At 41.1% G+C, this 21,169-nt stretch carries 20 protein-coding genes and 2 pseudogenes; 10 read left to right on the top strand and 12 right to left on the bottom strand.

The window, feature by feature from the left end:
* From VFM80_RS00555 to folE, 4 genes and pseudogenes are all read right to left on the bottom strand, one after another.
* Window positions 1-137: pseudogene (locus tag VFM80_RS00555) on the bottom strand (phosphoribosyl-AMP cyclohydrolase); the annotation flags it as partial.
* Window positions 138-218: 81 nt separating this feature from the next.
* Complete coding sequence (gene yidD / locus VFM80_RS00550) at window positions 219-524, bottom strand: membrane protein insertion efficiency factor YidD (protein ID WP_395068484.1); 306 nt, start codon at window positions 522-524, stop codon at window positions 219-221.
* Window positions 524-1,981 carry a cysteine--tRNA ligase gene (gene cysS / locus VFM80_RS00545; RefSeq protein ID WP_395068482.1) on the bottom strand — a complete coding sequence of 486 codons (1,458 nt, stop codon included), beginning with the start codon at window positions 1,979-1,981 and terminating at the stop codon, window positions 524-526. Before cysS ends, yidD begins: the two co-directional genes overlap by 1 nt.
* Window positions 1,982-1,986: 5 nt before the next feature.
* Window positions 1,987-2,673 carry a GTP cyclohydrolase I FolE gene (folE, locus tag VFM80_RS00540; protein WP_395068480.1) on the bottom strand — a complete coding sequence of 229 codons (687 nt, stop codon included), beginning with the start codon at window positions 2,671-2,673 and terminating at the stop codon, window positions 1,987-1,989.
* Between the two features lie 326 nt (window positions 2,674-2,999).
* Between folE and VFM80_RS00535 the strand changes: the two genes are divergently transcribed.
* Together VFM80_RS00535 and VFM80_RS00530 are read left to right on the top strand one after the other, a co-directional pair.
* Window positions 3,000-3,308: a Dabb family protein gene (locus tag VFM80_RS00535; protein WP_395068478.1), complete on the top strand. Its 309-nt coding sequence runs from the start codon at window positions 3,000-3,002 to the stop codon at window positions 3,306-3,308.
* Window positions 3,309-3,338: 30 nt separating this feature from the next.
* Complete coding sequence (locus VFM80_RS00530) at window positions 3,339-3,605, top strand: Smr/MutS family protein (protein WP_395068477.1); 267 nt, start codon at window positions 3,339-3,341, stop codon at window positions 3,603-3,605.
* Window positions 3,606-3,656: 51 nt separating this feature from the next.
* Here VFM80_RS00530 and VFM80_RS00525 read toward each other — a convergent pair whose 3' ends face one another.
* A complete protein-coding gene (locus VFM80_RS00525) occupies window positions 3,657-4,226 on the bottom strand; it encodes an acyltransferase (protein WP_395068475.1) in 570 nt (189 codons plus the stop codon).
* A gap of 210 nt (window positions 4,227-4,436) precedes the next feature.
* Here VFM80_RS00525 and VFM80_RS00520 point away from each other — a divergent pair, with 210 nt between their 5' ends.
* From VFM80_RS00520 to VFM80_RS00510, 3 genes are all read left to right on the top strand, one after another.
* Entirely contained in the window at window positions 4,437-6,269 is a 1,833-nt protein-coding gene (locus VFM80_RS00520) for a MutS-related protein (RefSeq protein WP_395068473.1), read from the top strand.
* Window positions 6,270-6,486: 217 nt separating this feature from the next.
* Window positions 6,487-7,044 carry a YceI family protein gene (locus VFM80_RS00515; protein WP_395068471.1) on the top strand — a complete coding sequence of 186 codons (558 nt, stop codon included), beginning with the start codon at window positions 6,487-6,489 and terminating at the stop codon, window positions 7,042-7,044.
* A 46-nt stretch (window positions 7,045-7,090) separates the two neighbouring features.
* The gene (locus tag VFM80_RS00510; RefSeq protein WP_395068469.1) at window positions 7,091-8,374 is read left to right on the top strand and encodes a hypothetical protein; all 1,284 of its coding nucleotides are present in this window, start codon (window positions 7,091-7,093) and stop codon (window positions 8,372-8,374) included.
* A gap of 226 nt (window positions 8,375-8,600) precedes the next feature.
* Here VFM80_RS00510 and VFM80_RS00505 read toward each other — a convergent pair whose 3' ends face one another.
* Window positions 8,601-9,194 carry a YceI family protein gene (locus tag VFM80_RS00505; protein WP_395068467.1) on the bottom strand — a complete coding sequence of 198 codons (594 nt, stop codon included), beginning with the start codon at window positions 9,192-9,194 and terminating at the stop codon, window positions 8,601-8,603.
* Between the two features lie 62 nt (window positions 9,195-9,256).
* Between VFM80_RS00505 and hisN the strand changes: the two genes are divergently transcribed.
* The 3 genes from hisN (at window position 9,257) to VFM80_RS00490 (ending at window position 12,819) form a co-directional block, all read left to right on the top strand.
* The gene (gene hisN / locus VFM80_RS00500; protein WP_395068465.1) at window positions 9,257-10,027 is read left to right on the top strand and encodes a histidinol-phosphatase; all 771 of its coding nucleotides are present in this window, start codon (window positions 9,257-9,259) and stop codon (window positions 10,025-10,027) included.
* Complete coding sequence (locus VFM80_RS00495) at window positions 10,027-12,300, top strand: hypothetical protein (RefSeq protein ID WP_395068463.1); 2,274 nt, start codon at window positions 10,027-10,029, stop codon at window positions 12,298-12,300. Before hisN ends, VFM80_RS00495 begins: the two co-directional genes overlap by 1 nt.
* 75 nt (window positions 12,301-12,375) lie before the next feature.
* The gene (locus tag VFM80_RS00490; protein ID WP_395068461.1) at window positions 12,376-12,819 is read left to right on the top strand and encodes a nuclear transport factor 2 family protein; all 444 of its coding nucleotides are present in this window, start codon (window positions 12,376-12,378) and stop codon (window positions 12,817-12,819) included.
* A 311-nt stretch (window positions 12,820-13,130) separates the two neighbouring features.
* Here the strand turns inward: VFM80_RS00490 and VFM80_RS00485 are convergent, their stop codons facing one another.
* The 4 genes from VFM80_RS00485 to VFM80_RS00470 form a co-directional block, all read right to left on the bottom strand.
* Window positions 13,131-14,219 carry an ice-binding family protein gene (locus VFM80_RS00485; RefSeq protein ID WP_395068459.1) on the bottom strand — a complete coding sequence of 363 codons (1,089 nt, stop codon included), beginning with the start codon at window positions 14,217-14,219 and terminating at the stop codon, window positions 13,131-13,133.
* 161 nt (window positions 14,220-14,380) lie between these two features.
* Window positions 14,381-14,941, bottom strand: a complete 561-nt coding sequence (locus VFM80_RS00480; RefSeq protein ID WP_395068457.1) for a helix-turn-helix domain-containing protein — start codon at window positions 14,939-14,941, stop codon at window positions 14,381-14,383.
* Between the two features lie 208 nt (window positions 14,942-15,149).
* Window positions 15,150-16,445 carry an ABC transporter permease gene (locus tag VFM80_RS00475; protein ID WP_395068455.1) on the bottom strand — a complete coding sequence of 432 codons (1,296 nt, stop codon included), beginning with the start codon at window positions 16,443-16,445 and terminating at the stop codon, window positions 15,150-15,152.
* Window position 16,446: 1 nt separating this feature from the next.
* Complete coding sequence (locus VFM80_RS00470; protein WP_395068453.1) at window positions 16,447-17,367, bottom strand: ABC transporter ATP-binding protein; 921 nt, start codon at window positions 17,365-17,367, stop codon at window positions 16,447-16,449.
* Between the two features lie 163 nt (window positions 17,368-17,530).
* On the opposite strand from VFM80_RS00470, the gene VFM80_RS00465 reads away from it, so the two are divergent.
* Both VFM80_RS00465 and VFM80_RS00460 read left to right on the top strand, forming a co-directional pair.
* Window positions 17,531-18,970, top strand: a complete 1,440-nt coding sequence (locus VFM80_RS00465) for a glycogen synthase (RefSeq protein ID WP_395068451.1) — start codon at window positions 17,531-17,533, stop codon at window positions 18,968-18,970.
* A gap of 7 nt (window positions 18,971-18,977) precedes the next feature.
* Window positions 18,978-20,252, top strand: coding sequence for a glucose-1-phosphate adenylyltransferase (locus tag VFM80_RS00460; RefSeq protein WP_395068449.1), 1,275 nt, complete (start codon window positions 18,978-18,980; stop codon window positions 20,250-20,252).
* A 1-nt stretch (window position 20,253) separates the two neighbouring features.
* Here VFM80_RS00460 and VFM80_RS00455 read toward each other — a convergent pair whose 3' ends face one another.
* The gene (locus tag VFM80_RS00455) at window positions 20,254-20,862 is read right to left on the bottom strand and encodes a DUF4870 domain-containing protein (protein ID WP_395068447.1); all 609 of its coding nucleotides are present in this window, start codon (window positions 20,860-20,862) and stop codon (window positions 20,254-20,256) included.
* 172 nt (window positions 20,863-21,034) lie between these two features.
* A pseudogene (locus VFM80_RS00450) lies at window positions 21,035-21,169 on the bottom strand (succinate--CoA ligase subunit alpha); the annotation flags it as partial.

The following is a 21,169-nucleotide window of genomic DNA, read 5'->3' as shown; positions in this document are numbered from 1 at the left end:
TGCATAAGAAGTTCTCCGGATTCATGATCGGTGGTTACTACGGGAATCAATCCATTTTCCTGAAATTTAGGTGCCAGATCGGTTCCTTCTTCTACTTGTTCTACGGTAATACGTTTTTTGAATTTGATGTCGTTCATTAATCTATGTTAGTATGTCAATAATTTTATTGCATATAATTGGTTCCGACGCACATGGGCTTTGCTCAATTTTCCAATTTGTCAGACGGGCTTAGAGCTGTCGGAAGAAGAATCCCGTTCTGTGTTGGATGTTCCTTGCTGGTTGTTCGATGTTCTCCTGGGTACCGGATCATATCCTTCGCCCCCCCAGGGATGGCAAGTACCTATTCGCTTAATACCAAGCCAAAAGCCTTTCAGTGGTCCCCATTCTTCTACCGCTTCGATCATGTAGCGGGAGCAGGTTGGCTGATATCGGCAACTTTTACCCAGCCAGGGCGAAATAGCCAATTGATAAAATTTGACTAAGGAAACGATCAAAAAGCTGAATATGTCACTCAGCAGTTTCATTACTCAATCTCGAAGGAGGTACCTTCATTTCCATCCATGAGCTGAACGCCGAGCTCCTTCAGGTCGTCGCGGATCTTATCTGAGAGCTCGAAGTTCTTATTACTCCGTGCATCCTTGCGGATCTCGATCAGTAATTCGATCAGATCTTTAGTTAATTCTTCGTTTCCGCCACCTTCTTGTGGCCAGATTCCCAAAACTCCATCCACAAAGTCATGAAGAAATTCTTTGATCTCTTTGATGTTTGATGGTGTTCTTTTATCTGTGATCTGTTTACGGATCTCTTTCAACTGCTCGAAAAGTATGGCAATGGCCTGGGCTGAATTAAAATCATCATTCATCACACTTTCAATAGATTCCTTCAAACCATCCAGATCAATAGCTTCTCCGTTACCGGCTTCTGCGTTTTCAATAGCTTTGATCATGGAATGAAGGTTTTTCAAGCCGGTTTCGGCTCCACCTAAAGCTTCTTCAGAAAAATCAGTGGTGCTTCGGTAATGGGATTGAAGAAGAAAAAAGCGAATAACTTCAGGATTCCAGGCTCGGGTCAATAACTTATGGTCCCCGGTAAAAAACTCATGCAGGTTGATCGCATTTCCGAGCGATTTCCCCATTTTCTGGCCTTCCAGCGTAACCATATTGTTATGCAGCCAATACTTCACAAATTGTTTGTCGTGAGCACATTCGGCTTGGGCAATTTCACATTCATGATGCGGAAACTGATTTTCTAATCCGCCACCGTGGATATCAAAACTCTCACCCAAATACTTGGTACTCATGGTGGAACACTCGATATGCCAGCCGGGATACCCGACTCCCCAGGGCGAATCCCATTTCATAATATGGCTATCATCGGCTTTCTTCCAAAGGGCAAAGTCTTCCGGATTACGTTTATCAGAGGCTGTTTCAACCCGTGTTCCGGCTTCAGCATCTTCTAATTTCCGGCCGCTTAGTTTTCCGTATTCAGGATCGGAAGACACATCAAAATAAACATTTCCATTTACTTCATACGCATGGCCATTCTCGATCAATTTCTTCACCATGGCGATCTGCTCAGGGATATGTCCCGTGGCCCGCGGTGCGATATCCGGTCTAAGCACATTCAGTGCATCCATATCCCGGAAATAGGTGTAGGTGTACTTTTCCGCAATTTCCATTGGCTGCACTTTCTCGATGCGGGCCTGTTTACTGAGTTTGTCTTCGCCTTCCTCGGCATCATCTACTAAATGTCCTACATCAGTGATGTTTTGCACATATCGTACTTTATAGTCCAGATATCGCAGATAGCGCAGAATCAGATCAAACGAAACATAGCTTTTGGCATGACCAAGATGGGCATCTCCATAAACCGTTGGTCCGCACACATACATGCCCACGTGGGGTGGATTCAGCGGTTCAAACGGTTCTTTTTTTCTGGAAAGGGTGTTATAAAGGTGAAGTTGTTTTGCTTGCTCAGACACAGTTATTAATCTATCTGTGTGTTGGTTTTGATGTAATCAATGAATCTCTGCTGGGTATCTTCATTCTTGAATGCCCCACGATATTCAGCCGTAATAGTGGTGCTGCTGTGATCTTTTATACCACGGGTTGAAACACACAAATGCTTACTGTCAATAAAAACAGCTACATCTTCGGTTTCGAGCGCCGTTTGGAGTTCTTCAGCAATTTGGAGCGTTAGTCGTTCCTGAACCTGAGGGCGACGTGAATAATAATCCACGATGCGGTTTATCTTGGAAAGTCCAATCACTTTTTTCCCGGAAGGAATGTAAGCCACATGGGCGTTTCCAATGAATGGAAGAAAGTGATGTTCACAAAAAGAAGTCACCTGAATGTTTTTCTCGATAAGCATACCGTTGTAATCGTAACTGTTGCTGAATTGACGGGCAACGGGCTTATTTTTGGGATTTAATCCCTCAAAGATTTCAGTTACATACATTTTAGCTACGCGATAGGGCGTTCCTTTGAGGCTGTCATCTTTCAGATCCAGGCCAAGGGTGTGCATGATCTCGGCAAAATGTTCTTCTATGATCTCGATCTTTTCTGCATCCGTTTTATCGAACGCGTCATCTCTGAGCGGGGTTTGCACTGATGTACCTACGTGGTCTTCACCGATTTCTTCGGCCGTGATTTTATCTAAATCCAATGTTTTCATTGTTTCTGATTGTATTTTCGTGGAGAGCAGGCTTGTTCCTACGCTTCTAAAACAGAGCCTTAAAGTTAAGGGTTCCAAGTATTAATTGACAGCAGTAGAATATCGAACCTTGAACAAGGAATATTGAAACTTTAACTGTGTTTGGTTGGGATTTTCGATGAGTTCGGGGGATATTATTCAAAATAAGTAACCTCTTAGCGTCCGTTAGGTCCTACGACCGTTACGCGTGTTGAGCTGAATAACCGAACGCTGCGAGGATCGTTGGACGCTCGCAGGTTCTAAGAGTGAAATCGAAAATCATCAATTGTAAATCATAAATCAGAATAATGATCAAACACGTAGTAATGTGGAAGCTTAAAGATGTTGCCGAAGGGAAAACCAAAGCTGAAAATGCAGAGACCATTAAAAAGCTTCTTGAGGACCTTCCGAAGAAAATTGAAGAGTTGAAAAAAGCCGAAGTCGGAATCAATGTTTTAGAAGGGGAAGAAGATGCTATTTGCGATGTAGTGCTGACGGTGAGTTGTGAAAGCCAGGATGACCTGCAAACTTATGCAGCACATCCTGATCATCAAAAGGTAGTCTCATACATCAAGAAAGTAGTTGATGAAAGGAGGGTAGTTGACTACATCCTATAAATTCGAATAACGATTAACGAGTAATCACATATGGAGCCGATTGAAGTGCCTATTGATGGAGTTTTGGATCTTCACTTATTCAATCCAAAAGAACTGGGAGATCTGATCCCGGATTATATTGAGGCATGTTTGGCGAAGGAGATCTATTCCATTCGCATTATTCATGGAAAGGGGAAGGGTGTGCTCAGGAGAACCGTACACAGCTTATTAGATCGCAATCCACATGTAGAATCATATTCGCTGGCGAGTGATAGAAGTGGATGGGGCGCTACGGTAGTGGAGTTGAAGCAGAAATAATATTCAAGCTAAAGTAGCGCTCTTAGGTTCTGCCAATGGAATTGCTATCAACTACAATTTCCTTACGCTGCCGCTTTTCAATTCATACTTCTCTTCCGATTCAGGACAAACAGCTATACCATCTTCCCCAAAACCCAGTCGGTGACCATATTCACTCACCCAGCCAATTTGTTGGGCGGGATTTCCAACCATTAAGGCATAGGCGGGAACGGGCTTGGTGATGACCGCTCCGGCTCCGATTAGGCAGTACTTGCCTAATTCATTTCCGCAAATGATAGTAGCATTAGCACCAATAGAAGCTCCTTTTCGGACTTTGGTTTCCACATATTCATCCCGCCGGACAATAGCACTTCTGGGATTTATAATATTAGTGAAAACCATGGAAGGACCTAGAAAGACATCGTCCTCACAAATAACACCGGTGTAAATAGAGACATTGTTTTGCACCTTTACGTTTCGCCCGAGTTTTACTTTAGGAGAGATCACCACATTTTGCCCAAGATTGCAGTCCTCACCAATTTCAGAATCCGGCATCACATGTGTGAAATGCCAGATCTTTGTTCCTTTCCCGATTTTTGCACCTTTATCAATAACGGCCGTCTCGTGTGCGAAATAATCCATATGCAGATTTGAATTTGTTTTACGTGATATTACCGAAACATCTGCAGACAGTAAACAGTTATCAATGATCAGTAAAAAATTTGATACCTAATTTGAAAGTTGACTCTAAATCGACAAGCTAACTGTCAACTGTCAACTGTCAACTGTCAACTGTCAACTGAATACTGAAATGCCTATTCTTGGAGTCTATATTTTTCACAAACTACATTCATGAATTCATCAAAGCAGATATTAAAAGAACAGTTTAAAGTTCAGTCAGAGCGATTGGGAGAGATGATCGAAAAGCTGGAGAAAACGAGCACCCAATTCTCATACATCCGCGGGGGATATTTCGTTGTTTCTATTTTGGTGTTATATCTGATCGCTCAGACGGGAAGTGATGGTATTTTCTTTACCGGTTTGTTGGCACTGACAGGTGGATTCATTTACCTGATCGCCCGGCACAAGCGAATTACCGATCACAAAGAGCGATTGTCGTTTTTAAAGCAGATCAAGGAACAACATATTGCCCGGATGGAGCTGGACTGGGATAAACTTCCCAATTATTATTTTTTAAAAGACATGAAGGCACATCCTTTTGCTGAAGATCTTCACATAGTAGGAGATTATTCGCTTCATCATCTGATGGACACCTCGATATATCCCAAAAGCTCAGAACGATTATCCGACTGGCTTTTGAATGAACATCCTGAAAAAGAAGAGATTCTCACTCGGCAGCAGCTGATTTCTGACTTACTTCCCTTATCCGGATTTCGGGATCGTATTCAAGTGCAGGCGTTCATGAGTCAGAAGGAAATATCAGATAAGGATTGGAGCATGGAGAAACTCCTAAGATGGATGAATGATCCCAAGGAAGTTAAATTCCTGGGGACGCTGTTTATTCTTTCCGCACTTTCGATCACGAACGTTGTGCTGCTTATAACGGCCATTGCGGGAATTACAGGTCCATGGGTGCTGCTGACTTTTATAACCTATCTTGGCTTCTACAACTTCAACAGCCACAAAATTGCAGAGCTATTTGAAGCAGGCTATCAGATCGAAAAGCAAATGAGTCGGTTTGGGAAGATCTTAGTGTACATCGAGCAGTTTTCGTTTCCGACGAATTCCTCGCTGCAGAATTTCTTTAAAACCCTAAAAGATCATCAAGAATCCCCCTCAAAATATTTGAAACGGGTTTCCCGGTTGGCAGGAGCGGCATCTTTACAGGCCAACCAAGTGCTGTGGCCACTGGTGAATATGGTGATTCCATGGGATATGTATTTTTCTATGAAGATGGAAGCGCTTAAGAAAGAACTTGCTCCAAAGCTTGAAGACTGGCTGGATGATTTCTATGAATTAGAAGCTCTGAACTCCCTTGCTAACTTTGCATATCTGAATCCTGATTGCCGCTTTCCTGAAATAAGTGAAGATTCAGAGGTATTGTTTGAAGCCAGGCAATTAGGTCATCCTTTGATCAGTGACGAGGAACGCGTTAGTAATGATTTCATAATTAAAGAAGACAAAGATCTGTTCCTGATCACAGGTTCAAATATGGCCGGTAAAAGTACGTTTTTACGAACCGTTGGCATTAACCTGGCGATGGTTTTTGCAGGCGCTCCGGTTCAGGCTCAATCTCTCAAGACCAACTTGTTCCGATTGTTTACCAGCATAAACGTGAAGGATTCGCTGGAAGGAGGGCTTTCTCATTTCTATGCGGAAGTACGAAGGCTGCGCCGTCTGTTGGATGAACTCGAATCTGACCAAAAACTTCCGCTTTTCTTTTTCGTGGATGAGATCTTTAAAGGCACGAATAACAGAGAGCGTTTTCAGGGGAGTACTGCTTTTCTGAAATACGTGGCCGGCAAAAATGGCATCGGGATGGTTTCAACCCATGATCTGGAATTGGCTTCCCTGGAAAAAGAGATCTCCCAACTGAGCAATTGGCATTTTGCCGAAACCATTGAAGATGGAAAGATGAGTTTTGAGTATAAAATAAAGCCGGGACCATGCCCTACTACAAATGCCCTGAAGATCATGGAGATCGAAGGGCTACCGGTTAACTAAGATCACCCATTTCTATCTTTAGAAAGTAGTTTGGATGTCTTCATCATTTCTTCATATTTTGGATGTGATGTATTCTTCATAAATACCTGTGAAATAATATCTTGTATAGGAGAAAATTTCCTTTATTTCTTCATTTTTTCTTCATGTAGCATGTAGATATTGTGAGTGAATTCAAAAAACAAGAATTCAATTAAATAAAAAACCAGTGAGGTCAAAAATGTATAGAATCCTAATCACATTAATCCTGTCGTTAAGCTCTATGGTGCTTTATGCCCAAAACTACAATACAGTTACCAATGAAAGTGAAGTTATCATAGACGGTACTTCCAATGTTCATGACTGGGAATCCAAAGCGGAGCAATTCTCAGGAACTGCAACCATCGAAATCGAAGAAGATTCGTTGATTTCTATTTCAAATCTAGAATTCAATGTAGTAGTAGATGGCATAAAAAGCGGTAAAGGAGGCATGGATGACAAAATCTACGGTGCTTTAAACAAGAAAAAGCATCCTAACATCATGTTTGTGCTGTCTGAAGTAACAAACATCAGTGCAGACTCTCTTACTGCAAACGGTGAACTCACCATTTCGGGAGTAACCAAAACCATTCAAATGGAAGTTGAATATGAAATCCTTCCGAACGGCTCAGTTTTATTCAAAGGAACTCAACCTATTACAATGACGGATTATGACGTCGATCCACCTAAAGCTATGTTCGGTGCCATTAAAGCCGGCGCTGATGTAGAGGTGATCTTTGATGCTAAATTCGCCCAATAAATACCTAACCAATTTAAATAACCAAAAACAACTAAATATCAAGGCCATGAAAACTCACGCCAAGTCTCTCTCCACGTTGCTCTTTGCTATTATTGTTGTAGCCTTTGCAACCACTTTACAAGCTCAAGAGCGCAACAATATACAATACTATACTCCTCCAACCCAAGCAGGCCTGAATGTGTTTGAAGCACCATTTACTACTGATAAAACATTCGACGGGGTTTATGTCCGAATCGGAGGATCAAATACTTTACAATTCCAAGCTTTAAGACATGATAACGATGCAGGAAACCTGGCGGATCTAGAGTCTAATTTCAACCTGGCAACATCCAATCTGGATCTTGATGTAGCATTGGCACCGGGCATGAGAATGCATTTGCGTACCTATCTCTCTTCGCAAAACCATACTGAAACTTATGTAAAAGGCGGATACTTGCAGATAGATAGTTTCGACTTCATTGAAGAAGGATTCCTATCAGGCCTCTCTGATCATATCCGAATCAAAGTAGGACATATGGAAAATAACTACGGAGACAACCACTTCCGTCGCAGTGATAACGGTGCAGCCATGCAGAACCCATTTGTAGGTAACTACCTGATGGATTCTTTTACCACGGAAGTTGGTGGCGAAGTGTATTTGTACTCCGGAGATGTATTTGGAATGATTGGTTTGACTAACGGTAAACTTAACCAAAGTACTGTTGAAGGCGCTGTAAATACCAAACCAACTTTCTTAACAAAATTAGGTTATGACAGTCAAGTTAATGACGACCTTCGCTTCCGTATCACAGGTTCTCTGATGCGAGTATCTGAAGCCGCTTCTATTTACCTGTACACAGGTGACCGTGCCGGCTCTCGTTACTACAACGTTACTACCGGAGGATTCCGATCAGGTAGAATTGCACCTTCTTATACTATCCCAGGTAACGCTCCTGGAGGTCCTGTAGCTGGAGAAATGACAGCTATCATGATCAACCCATTCGTAAAATTCCAGGGACTTGAGTTCTATGGTGTATTCGAAAATGCTTCTGGTAAAAACCAAGTAGAAACCGATACAAGAACTTATACCCAATTAGGAGCAGAGTTACTCTATCGCTTTGGTGCCGGTGAAGACTTCTATATTGGCACACGTTACAACACTGTTTCCGGTGAAGAAGCAGGCGGTAACGAGATCGATGTTACCAGATTCAATCTTGGTGGTGGCTGGTTTATGACTGAAAACGTAATGACCAAACTGGAATATGTAAACCAAATATATGATGGTTTCACCGGTGACTTAGCCGGAGCCGAATTTAGCGGAATCATGTTAGAAGCCGTAGTAAGCTTCTAATATACCGACCTCATAGGAAGGGGGTGCGCTGTGACAGGCTCGCCCCTTTTTGTGGGAAAAAGATTTTTTTGAAAGCCGGGCGACAGGAACAAATTGTTCACTGCCATTCGGCTTTTTTATTGGGAGAAATTATTAATCCTCGGTAGGCAGAGGCACGATGCATCGTACCTCTGCCTACCGAGGTATGTATTAATGACTGGTTTAGATAAGATATATACTGTTATTGCTAAGGCTCACGCCTGATAATCAGCTCAAATTCAATATCAAGTTCATCATCTACTTTGATAAGCCCGAACATGGGGGAAGGCGGGGTAAGGCCAAAATCAGTCATATACAGCACTTTGTTTCCCCCAACTACAAAATGATCCTCGCTGCTCGAAAAAGTATGTAGGGGTACCTCATATGATCTTTCCACTCCCGCAATTTTGATCGTTACCAATGCCTCTTTGGGAATGATGTCGGATTCTTGTTTAAGTACAAGTTCATTAAGCACGATCTCGATAAAGGGATATTCCTTATATTTCAAAGTACTTTTAAAGTCCCGGTTGATTGCTCTTTTTCCGCAATCAAATTGATCTATTTCAAGATTGAGAAATACACCTTCTACTGTTACTGTATCTTCCTCTACCATGTAGTAGTAATTAAGAGAATCCCGGTGAAGATCATGCTCTGCCTGGCACCGAAATTCATTTACATTTGATTTTCCTTTAATGCTTAACTTGCTTTGGTCGCTAAGCTGAACTCTTCCGTCTTGTGCATTTGCTGTAAAAGGCAGGGTACACAAGACCGGGATCAAAATTTTTGGCAGAATTTTTTTCATACGTATGATTTTAGCCGAAAAATACATGAATAGTTTTAATATTTGATGAATTCACATAATTAATGATAAAAGAATTATTACAGGCAGCAACTGAAATTGCCACCATTGGTGGGAATCATACCTTAAAATATTTTAAAAAAGATATAGAAGTAATATCGAAATCTGATGATTCTCCGGTAACGGTTGCGGACCGAGAAACAGAACAGATCATCCGTGAAGAAATTCTGAAACGGTATCCAGACCATGGTATTATAGGGGAAGAATTTGGAAGAGTAAATGAAGACAGTCGTATTCAGTGGGTCCTTGATCCTATTGATGGAACTAAGTCTTTTATACATGGTATTCCATTTTATACCACATTGATCGGAATTCTTATCGATCAGGAACCAAAGGTAGGAATTATAAATGCTCCCGCACTCGACGAATTATGTGCGGCAGCTATAGGCCATGGAGTAACTCTGAATGGTAAGCCTTGCAATGTGAGGAACATGGAAAAGCTTAAAGAAGCTACATTATTGGTTACAGAAATTGATAGGTTCAGGCAAATGGGACAACAAGAGCTGTTTCAGGAACTTTTGGACCGAACTAAGATTCACAGAACATGGGGAGATGCCTATGGTCACATGATGGTGGCTACCGGCCGGGCTGATCTGATGTATGATCCTGAACTAAACATTTGGGATGCCGCTGCGTTATTACCCGTAATAGAGGAGGCAGGAGGTGTGTTTTGTGATATTCATGGACAAAAGACCATACATTCCGGCAATGGTTACTCTACAAGTAAAGATCTACACACTGAAGTAAAAAAAATATTTCAAACATATTTTAAGTAATGAAAAAATTTATACTTACAATTTTGGTTTTGGTTTTTACATCTGTATCGGCATTCCCACAACAAAGCTCTGCGGATTGGGAGTACCCTTCATATCCTGATCTACCATTTGCATTGAATCATATACAGATGGACTTGAGTATCGACAAGGAAAGTTCTTTGATAAAGGGTGTAGGTAATTATGAGTTAACTGTCCGCCGCCCCGGTGTTACAGAGATCATTTTTAATACCTCAGACCTGGATGTACGGGGAATATCTATAAATGGAAATGAGGCGGAATTCAGTGTATCATCTGATTCATTAATTATTCAGCTGCCGGACACTGCCGGTGTGGGAGAAAGAATAGAACTGAGGATCAATTGGGAGAGCTCATCACCATATGGTATTCATAAGGATGTGTATGGAAATTTGTGGACCTCTCTGAATCCTAAATCCCGGCATCACTGGTTACCGATTCCTGATCATCCCGAAGTAACAACTACATTGGAGGCTTCTGTAACCATTCCGGCTGACAATCAAATTATCTTTAATGGCAGGAAGGTAGGAGATGAAGTTATCTCAACGGAGGAGAAAGTGGTTGAATGGAGAGTGGAAAATGCTATTCCTGTTTCCGGTATCAGCTTTGTAATAGGTAATTTTACGGAAATAAATGCACGTTCAGGAGTAAAAGAGATTGGACTTTTTGCCCCTGAGAGCGCACTCTTACCTGAAGTGAGAGATGGTTTGCTTACAATAGCTGTAGAGACCTTAAAGTCATATGAGCAAAAATTGTCCTTTGAATTTCCTTATGAATCGCTGAATATAGTTGTACTTCCGGATCACCATTGGGAGGAGATACAGTCGGGAGCAGGTATCATTTATTTATATAAAAGCTTGGGTTCGTTATCAACCCAGTTAAGAAGAGGTATTGCTGAGCAGTGGTTCGGCAATTATAACCGTTACCTGAATGCCCCAGATAACAAATATGAGTTTCTGAAAGTATTGCTTGCCGGATCTTCTCAAACAGAACAATTAGCAAATTCTGATAACCTTCAATCTATATACCGTTGGAATTTATGGGAGAGAGGCATTGAATCAATGGAAAATGACTTTCTTAAAAACACGATCTCGGGTTCATTGCCTCAGCTGATCAAAAATTATAGCGGAGTTACCGACTGGAATGATTATGCTGATTTTTGGTACGGAAGCACGGGAGCATATTGGGAAGTTTTACCGGATATTCAATTGCAGGAAAAGGTCGGTAGCGAAGAAAAATATGTTTACAATGTGGAGTATGTATATGATGAACTGAATGCCACATTGATGTTGGTTTTTGAGGCTAACGGTGAACCCATAGAGTCTTTGATCGGGGTAGAAGTAATGGAATATGGTTTTACCGATACTGCACGTTCAGAACTCACTTTTACAGGTGCTTTAGATTCAGTTTCCGTTAATATTTCATCAGGAATTGATTATTTGACCTTGACTCCTGATACAGAATTAGATTTAGAACTTGATGAGAATAAGCCATTTTTGTTTTGGATCCGTCAGCTCCGAAGTTCTAATCCTGAAGATCAGATCCAGGCTGCAACTGAGCTTCAAAATTTTGCGGACAATCCGGATCTGCAGTTGGCACTACGCGATGTGTTGACAATAGAAGAAAATCCCGACGTAAGGGCAGCTTTACTGGAAACTCTTTCAGTAATAATGAAAGATGCATCCGGTACGGAACAGACTTTTTTAGGTAACCTGAATTCTGATGATCTTGCGATACGGCTGTCAGGACTTCGTGCCTTGTCTAATTATCAGGGAAATGAAAATGTTAAGTACGCGGTAAGGAATGCGTTGCTTAGAACTGAGCAGGATACCGTTTTTAATACGGCTCTTAACACTTATAAGCAGATCGCTGCAACAGATGCATTGATATCCTTAGCAGAACAATTTGAGCAAAGCGAACAAGGTGATAAAAAAGCAATGAAGGTGCTGAAGGTTACAGCTCCTGTAGATACCACCCGTCAGTCTATGACGATAGCTGATCGTTTTGCTTTGGGAAATTATCCGTATTCCATTCGTAAAGAAGCTTTGAAGCTGCTGATGGAATTTGAAGAAAATGAAGACTACTGGCTTCAAACCCTGGAAATGCTTCAGGAAGACCGCGATCCAAGAATTCGATATATCTCGTTGAACGCCATTGGGTACTTAAGTGATGGGGATGCCGAAAACCTGTTGAAGAACAGGGAAAGTGAAGAGTTAGATCCCCGGGTTTTGAGAAAGATTAGAGAACTGCAGAATTAGGTTTAAGCTCAGTTTTTGTTTTTAGCTAAGGTGTGAACTTGTTATTATCAAAATTCACATCCACTAAAACCATCAATGATGAAAACTTCCATCTGCACAGTCCTGTTTCTGATCTTACCATTCCTTGTATTTGCACAATCATTAAATGATGAACAGGTACTTCAAAACCTACTTGATGAGTTTTTAGAAGGGGCTTCCTATAACGATCCTGAAATTCATGATCGTTTTTGGGCTGATGATCTTATCTACACAGGTTCCGCCGGAAACAGAACCGATAAAGCCCAGATCATGAGCGGAATGACCGGACCGCCAAATTATAACGAAGAGCCTGCAGTGAAATATCATGGGGAAGAAGTACAGATCAATGTATATGGAGAGGCTGCTATTGTTGCATTTAAACTAGTGGCTGTTAATTCAACTTCAGGCGAGAGAATGGAATATTACAACACGGGTACGTTTCTAAAAAGAGATGGGCAATGGAAAGCAGTGGCATGGCAAGCAACGAAGATTCCTGAATAAATTTTTATCGCAGAGTGAATTCATCCCTGAAGATAAATTCACCCATATCGATAAAAACCGAAAACCCAAACCCGTTATATTACGCATTCAGGTGAGTTGAATAAATCATATCACCGCTCGAATATTGCGAAAATCAATTGGGTAAAGAAATAGAAAATTTTAATTCTTTCCTATATTTGTTCTCAATGCAATACTCAAGATATTCCTTAAACATCTCACAGTCATAAAAAAAGCAGCCCCGGTTCTCACCGAGACTGCTTTAAGCACTACATGAAAGTAAGTTTACTACTTTAAATGAAGGTTCGAATTATTTATTGAGGTTCAACTACTATATTGGCATCCAATATTACGGCTGTCTGAGCCAGCATACGTCCATTCAGAGTAGCACCTGTATTCAAAGTAATACCTGTCATAGATAGAATAACTCCTTCAAAATGAGAGCCTGTACCAGCAGTAACTTCACCGGCTACCTGCCAAAAAATGTTTTCGGCTTGTGCACCATCACTTAGGGTGATTTCAACGTCTGAGCTTAAATTCAGGTTTCCAGCTATTTGGAAGATCCATACGTCATCAGCACTACCTGAGATGGTAACGCTTGCAGGTACGATCACATCGCTAGTCCATTTGTAAAGACCTGAAGTAAGTGTTTTACCACCAATATCTCCGTCATATAATTCAACGAAATCTGGATTTTCACGGCCTGCGGCATTGTTGTAAGCCGTCTCCATGTTTCCAACAGCTGTAGTCAGGTTAGAAGGCGTAGGATCGGCCATATCGGCTGCAAATATTTGCCCGGTTACCTGATCAGATGTTGCATAGCCGGTATTATCGGTTAATGCGAAACCTGTGATATAAGAAGTTGCTGCGGGGCTTAAACCCAGATCTCCGGTTATTGCAGAAGTGGGGTTGTTATTGATTGCTGTTTTGGCAAGAATAACGTAGTTGCCTGCAGTGCCAAGGTCCACTGCTGCTATAGGTTCTTCTGAACCTGCAGTTGTAAAATCCCACTCAGTATTTGAACTAAGGGCAACACCCTGAGCACTTTTAGCACCGGTTGAAATATTTGCAGTATAAACTTCACCCGCTGAAAAAATATCTGTAGGAGTATACGTTGCTGTAGTTCCGCTATAAGTAACATCACCCGGAACGGTTGTTGTGCCTTGTTTTAGGGTGAATGTATTAGCGTTAATAGTTGTAGGATCCATTGCTTCACTGAAAGTGATGGTAACGGCCATGTTTCGAGCTACATCTGCATCATTATTTGCAGGATTTGTAGATAGAACTGTTGGAGCATCGTTATCCGGGTCTCCGTTATTTTGGCTGTCGCATCCTACCATAAAAACAGCCAGGAAAAGGGCTGTAAAGGTAGAATATTTAAAAATTGTTTTAATTGATTTCATGTTTTTGTATTACTTAATAAAAAGGGTTGATATGATATAATTACCATATCCATAATTAACATGAAATTTGTACCGTAAGTGTAACACAGTAAGGAAAAATACTTACATAAATTACTGTTTTTAAAAGGTGGTGATGATACTTTTATAGCTCTCAGATTCTATTAAAGATCTTCCAGGTTTCCTAAACGCTTGATTTTCAGTTTCTTAAAAAAAGAAGGGGTGAGCCCAGTGACTTTTTTGAACTGATTAGAAAGATGTGCAGCGCTGCTGTAGTGTAGTTTATGGGCTATTTCAGAAAAATTTAATTCATCATAAAGTATCAGTTCTTTAGCTCTTTCGATCTTATGCATGATGATGAATTGCTGAATTGTGATCCCTTTTACTTCTGAAAAAATATCCGATAAATGATTGTAGTCTTTACCCACTCTTTTACTGATGTAATCCGAGTAATTTTCTACCGGTTCTTCATCTGAATGGTGAATCACCTCTATGATCACGGTTTTAATTTTATCGATGAGGATTTGTTTTTTATCATCCAGAAGCTCTAAACCGGACTTAGAAAGATTAATTTTTAGTTGCTTCCGCTGTTCATCTGTGATGTTTTCGAGAATTTCTACAGTGCCTAAATCCACAGTCACGTAATAAAGGCCAAGTTTTTTAAGTTCTTCCTTGACCAATATTTTACAACGAAGGCTCACCATATATTTGATATATAATTTCAAAGCTTTCCCTATACAATTAGGTGAAAATTAACTGTTATAATATTATCAAGGTAAAGGTTTGCTCACACTTTAATATTAGAATAGATAGTATGTTTCTAAAATACCTGCTATGAAATTCATTCATAAAGATGAAAAATTACCTTAAAATAAAAGCTATAAAAAAGGGACAAGAAATCTTGTCCCTAAAACCTGAGGCCTAATTTGTAACCTAACTTTGTTTGATCCATTTGGCGAGATCTTTAAAAGATGCTTTCTTGCCATACATCAAAATCCCAACCCGATAGATCTTGGCTGCCATCCACATAATGCCGAAGAAGGTAAGTACCATTAGCAAAATGGAAAGAATGATCTGCCATGCCGGTACCGACGTAGATGCAATCCTCGAGATCATATTGATGGGAGAGGTGAGGGGAAAGATGGATATGAAAGTTGACAGACTCGAGTCAGGTGCCTGCATAACTTTAGTATTCAGAAAGTAAGCCACAAAAATGGGTAACCCTACAATAGGCATGAACTGTTGGGAATCTTGTTCAGTTTCAACGGCTGCCCCGATGGCGGCAAACAAAGCGCTGTATATCATGAATCCTAAAAAGAAGAATAGGATAAAGTAAACGAAAATAGAGGGGTCTATCACCATATTTTCAAGTACGGAAGCGTCGAAGGAAGCAGCGGCTTCGGTTGTGCCTTCGGGGAGGTTGCTCATTTGTGCTTCCATGATCATTCCGGCTACGGGAGCTGCGGCGATAGAAAGGCCGATATAGAAAAAGATCCATATCCCAAATTGAGTTAAAGCCATGGATAACACCCCAAATAACTTCCCATACATAAGTTCAAGAGGCTTCACTGAAGAGGCGATAACTTCCAGTACACGATTGGTTTTTTCTTCAATAACACTTCGCATAAGTAAAGCTCCGTAAAAGAAGATCCCGAAAAAAATCATCAATCCCAGAATAAATCCAATGGCTGAAGCAAACACGGTGTTATCTTCTGATTCGCCTTCTTCGGTCAGCTTAACAGCTTCAAGTCCGGTCCGGGTTTCAAATATATCCCGGATCTCATCTGATACGTTTTCCCTGGAAAGCCGCTCTTCCCGAACTACATCTCTTAAATCAGATCGAACAGCTGATAAGAAAGACAGGCCACCGCTTCCTCCATGAATCAGGGTAGGGCTTTTTGCATGGGTAACAACCGAATCAGTCAGTACCATGAAGCCGTCTAATTCTCCATCTAACACCCGGGCACGAAGTGTATCAACGGGCTCATCGCTAACATCAAAGTAACGGGTGTCATTAAGCTCAATTAAACGCTCAACCAGCACATTCGTTTCGTCAAGAATGCCGATTCTTTTTTCGACTTCTGATTCTGAAATGCTGATATAAACCACAATGCCCATAAAGGCTACAAAAGCCAATGGCGTAAGTGCGGTGATGATGATAAACGATTTACTTTTTACCCTGGTGAGATATTCTCTTTTCAGTACCAGCCATATTTTATGCAAACTCATTTTATTGGATCTCCGCTTTTTTAATATTGTCTTCCCCAACTGTGGAGATAAAAATTTCGGTTAATGAAGGTTCAATGCGTTCGAACTTATGAATCTCTGCGTGCTCCATTGCAAGCTTTAGAATGTCCTGCATATTTTGTCCGTTTAGTACCCTGATCTCCGCAAAGTTGGTAGATCGATTGTTGATACGAACATCCTCCAGCTTGTCTAGAAAAGAGCCATCTCCCTCAAATTCCAGGTTGATGGTGTTTTCTCCAAAGGATGATTTTATCTCCCTGAGATTGCCGGTAAGTACGGCCTCCCCCTGGTTAAAAAGACAAATATCATCACACATTTGCTCAACCTGCTCCATGCGGTGCGTCGAAAACAAAATGGTTTTGCCCTGTTTTTTCAGCTCAATGATGATTTCTTTCAGCGTCTCACTGTTGATGGGATCAAGTCCGCTAAATGGTTCATCAAATATGTATATATCTGGATCGTGAGCGATGGTAGCTATAAACTGAATCTTTTGAGACATACCTTTCGAAAGCTCACTGATCTCTTTCTTTTTCCAGTCGGAGGCTTCAAATCGTTCCAGCCAGTAGTCGATTGACTTCTTTGCATCTCCCGCATTCATTCCTTTAAGCTGGGTTAGATACATAAGCTGATCAAATACCTTCATTTTTTTGTACAAACCACGTTCTTCCGGCATGTACCCGATCATTTTTTGAGTTTCAGGACTGGCTTCAATGCCATTTATAGTTATTTGTCCGGAGTCCGGAGTAAGGATGTAGTTTATCATCCTGATTGTAGTTGTTTTGCCAGCCCCGTTTGGACCCAGTAAACCGAATATCCGGCCTTTGTTTACATCGAAACTTACGTCATTTACTGCCTTTGTTTTCCCAAAGGCTTTAAAGACGTTACTTAGTTCAATAACAGCCATTTTTTATGATTTTATATTTGAATTTTAACCTATTCCTTAGATTATCAGGAAGGTATTAAAAGTTTGAAATTTGCATCCCTTTCTTTTGGAAGATGCCCAAAGATTTCTTATTTCCCATATTATAATCTAATAACGGAAAATAATTATATAGGTTTCAAAAGCAATGCGCATTATTCACTTGAGTGCAGAGTGTTACCCGGCGGCTAAAGCCGGTGGTCTTGCAGATGTTCTTGGTTCGCTTCCCAAATACTTAAATCAATTGGACCATAAGTGTGAAGTGGTGATACCTAAATATGGTAATAATTGGATAGATGCCCAAGAATATGAGACTGTTTATGAGGGGTCTTTTTCGATGGCCAATGAGCAGGTGAGTTTTTCCGTGCAAAAATTGAAGGAGGATGCCTTAGGCTTTCCGTTTTTTGTGATCGACATTCCCGGCAGATTCGATCGCCCCGGAATCTATATAGACCCATGGTCGGGCAGGGGATATTGGGATGAACTTGAGCGTTTTGTGAGTTTTCAGATCGCTGCCCTTGAATGGATCAAAGATGAAGAGGAAAAACCGGATATCATCCATTGTCACGACCACCATACCGGACTTGTTCCATTTATGCTTTCTCAATGCAACCGTTATCGTGACATGTCTCAAATTCCAACCGTGCTAACCGTACACAATGCAGAGTATCACGGTGAATATGATCTTGATAACTATAAGTTATTACCGGCTTTCAATATAGATAATGTTGGCCTTTTAGATTGGGATGGAAGAATGAATTCCCTTGCAGCGGGTTTGAAGACAGCGTGGAAGATCACTACGGTTTCAAAAAACTATATGAGTGAGTTGACTGAAAACAGCAATGGGTTAGAAGAATTGTTTCGGCAGGAACGAAGTAAATCAACGGGCATTGTTAATGGTATTGATACTGAAGTATGGGATCCTGCTTCGGATGAGCTCATCGAATACAATTTTGGTTTCAAAGATCGCAAGAAAGGAAAACGCCAAAACAAGCAATATGTCTGCAAGCAATTTGGCTTGAACCCGGCTCTTCCTACCATTTCATTCATTGGCCGATTGGTAAGAGAAAAAGGTGCTGATCTGCTTCCGGACTTATTTAAGCGGATCATGTATTCAGATCAGGAAGTGAATTTTATATTATTGGGAACCGGTGACCCACAGCTGCATCAGGTCTTTTCCGCGATGGAAGGGGATCATGTAGGCTATTTTGACGCCACGCTCGAGTATAATGAAAAACTTGCCCATCAGATCTATGCTGGTTCTGATTTCATCCTGATGCCATCCCGGGTTGAGCCTTGTGGTTTAAACCAAATGTTTGCGATGCGCTATGGAACGGTACCCATTGTACGTTCCGTTGGTGGGCTAAAGGATACGGTAAAGGATATTTCGGAGAAGGGCGGATACGGAATTACATTCAGTGATTTCAGCCTCGAAGAAGCTTCGGGTGCTATAAAAAGAGCTGTAGAGCTGTATAAAGATCCTCAAAAGTATTCAGAGGTTTTAAGTACAATAATGAAGCTCGACTTTTCCTGGAAGCGTTCGGCCAGGGAATATATTGACATGTACAAAGAATTAACCCCAAAATAAGGTACGTATGAAACGCTCGTCAGTAATTGCAGTAATATTAGGAGGAGGAAGGGGAACACGGCTTTTCCCGTTAACCGACCATCGCTCGAAGCCGGCAGTTCCGGTGGGAGGGAAATATCGCTTGGTGGATATACCGATATCGAATTGCTTAAACTCGGATATTCGCAGGATATATGTACTTACCCAGTTCAACTCAGCGTCGTTGAATCGCCATATCAAGAATACCTATAATTTTGATGTATTCAGTAGTGGCTTTGTTGATATTCTTGCAGCTGAACAAACCCCGAATAATACGGGATGGTTTCAGGGAACGGCTGATGCCGTGCGGCAGTCTCTGCATCATATGGAGAATCATGAACATGATTATGTCTTGATCCTGTCAGGTGACCAGCTCTATCAAATGAATTATGCAAAGATGTTAGAGCGGCATAAAGAAAATGAGGCTGATTTAACGGTGGCTACCATCCCCGTAAATGCTAAAGATGCCACCGGGTTCGGTATCATGAAAACCAATGCCAAGGGAAACATTGAAAGTTTTGTGGAAAAGCCTTCAGAAGATGAGCTGGATAAATGGAAGTCGGCGGTGCCGGAACCATTTAAAGGTGAAGGGAGAGACTATTTGGCTTCTATGGGAATTTATATTTTTAACCGTGAGGTACTTAAAAAGCTCTTTGATGATAATCCGGATGCTACGGATTTCGGAAAAGAACTCATTCCCAAGTGTGTGAAAGGCGATCAAAAAGTATGCAGTTATGAATTTGGGGGTTACTGGACCGATATCGGAACGATCGAGTCTTTCTTTGAAGCTAATTTGGCACTTGCCGATACCATTCCTGATTTCAATCTCTACGACAATCAAAATTTTATCTACACCCGTGCTCGCCTGCTCCCCGCTTCCAAGTTGATGGGAACAACTTTGGAACATGCCCTTATGGCTGAGGGCTGTATCATCGAGGCAAGTCGTATTGTACGGTCAGTGGTAGGAATCCGGTCTCGTATAGGGAAGGGAACCACCATTGAAAATTCCATTGTCATGGGTAATGATATTTTCCAAGATCGGACTGTAATCGAGAACGCAGGTCCGGAGAATCCAGCTATGGGAATTGGTCAGCGTTGCTTTATCAGCAACTGTATTATTGATCGGAATGTAGCTATTGGTAACGATGTTCGTATCGTGGGAGGAAAACATCTTGAAGACGGTGATCATAAATACCATTATGTCCGCGATGGCATCATCATCGTGAAGAAGAAGACGGTGATCCCGGACGGTACTATTATTTAGTCTATCTTAAAATTTTAATAGATGGTTTATAATCTATTTTCTCTCCGGCTTTAATTCTAAAAGTGTTAAGTAGCACATATCCAAAATTGAAGATATATGGGATAGCGTAAATTAGTATCGGTATCAAGTGCAAAGAAAGTGGTAGTGAGTTAATAAGCTCTGTCAGCCACATATCCATGTTGATCCGTAAAATTGGAATTACAAAGAAAATAGCATGGATCAGATAAACAAGACCAACAAAAGTGATCTGGAAATTCAACAGCTTTTTTCCCATTTCGTTGACTCCTTTTACTGCATCTTTTCTGGCAATCCAGATTATAAGAGGTACAATAACGCCCAATATGGGATAGAAAAGAAAACATAAGGCAGAAAGGTTAAGAACGATCAGAGTAGAGACGTCTTTTACCTGGTTCCATTCAAGCAATTCATCAGGGGTAACCTGCAGTGCCTCTGCTATCCGTAAAATGGTATCGCCCCTAGGTTCCGTTTCGGCATTCTCAACTCGCTGAATAGTGCGAAGGCTCAGCTCCGTTTTTTCAGCAAGCAGTTCCTGGGAAAATCCCTTTTGATTTCGAATGTGTTTGATCTGATTGGCAAATGAATTACTCATAAGTAAATAGTGTGTTTGATTTCACTCAAAACATAAGTCCCACTGAAATATTAAAGTACGACATGTACCCGTCATTTTAACGTCATTACTGTCAGAAGTGCCTTTAATAAACAAAAAAGCCTTCATTTCAAAAGAAATGAAGGCTTAAAGTTAATCATAAACTTGTTGGCTACTAAGCAGTTTCCAGCATTTTCTTCAGCGTAATACCGATCTCAGCAGGACTATCCACAACCGTAATTCCGGCAGCAGCAAGAGATTTCTTCTTCTCCTGAGCCGTTCCTTTTCCGCCGGATATGATAGCACCTGC

It is taken from the genome of Gracilimonas sp., from assembly GCF_035704785.1.
Taxonomy (GTDB): domain Bacteria; phylum Bacteroidota; class Rhodothermia; order Balneolales; family Balneolaceae; genus Gracilimonas.
Note: the sequence above shows the minus strand (reverse complement) of the source record. Positions and strands in the feature narration are given on the sequence as shown.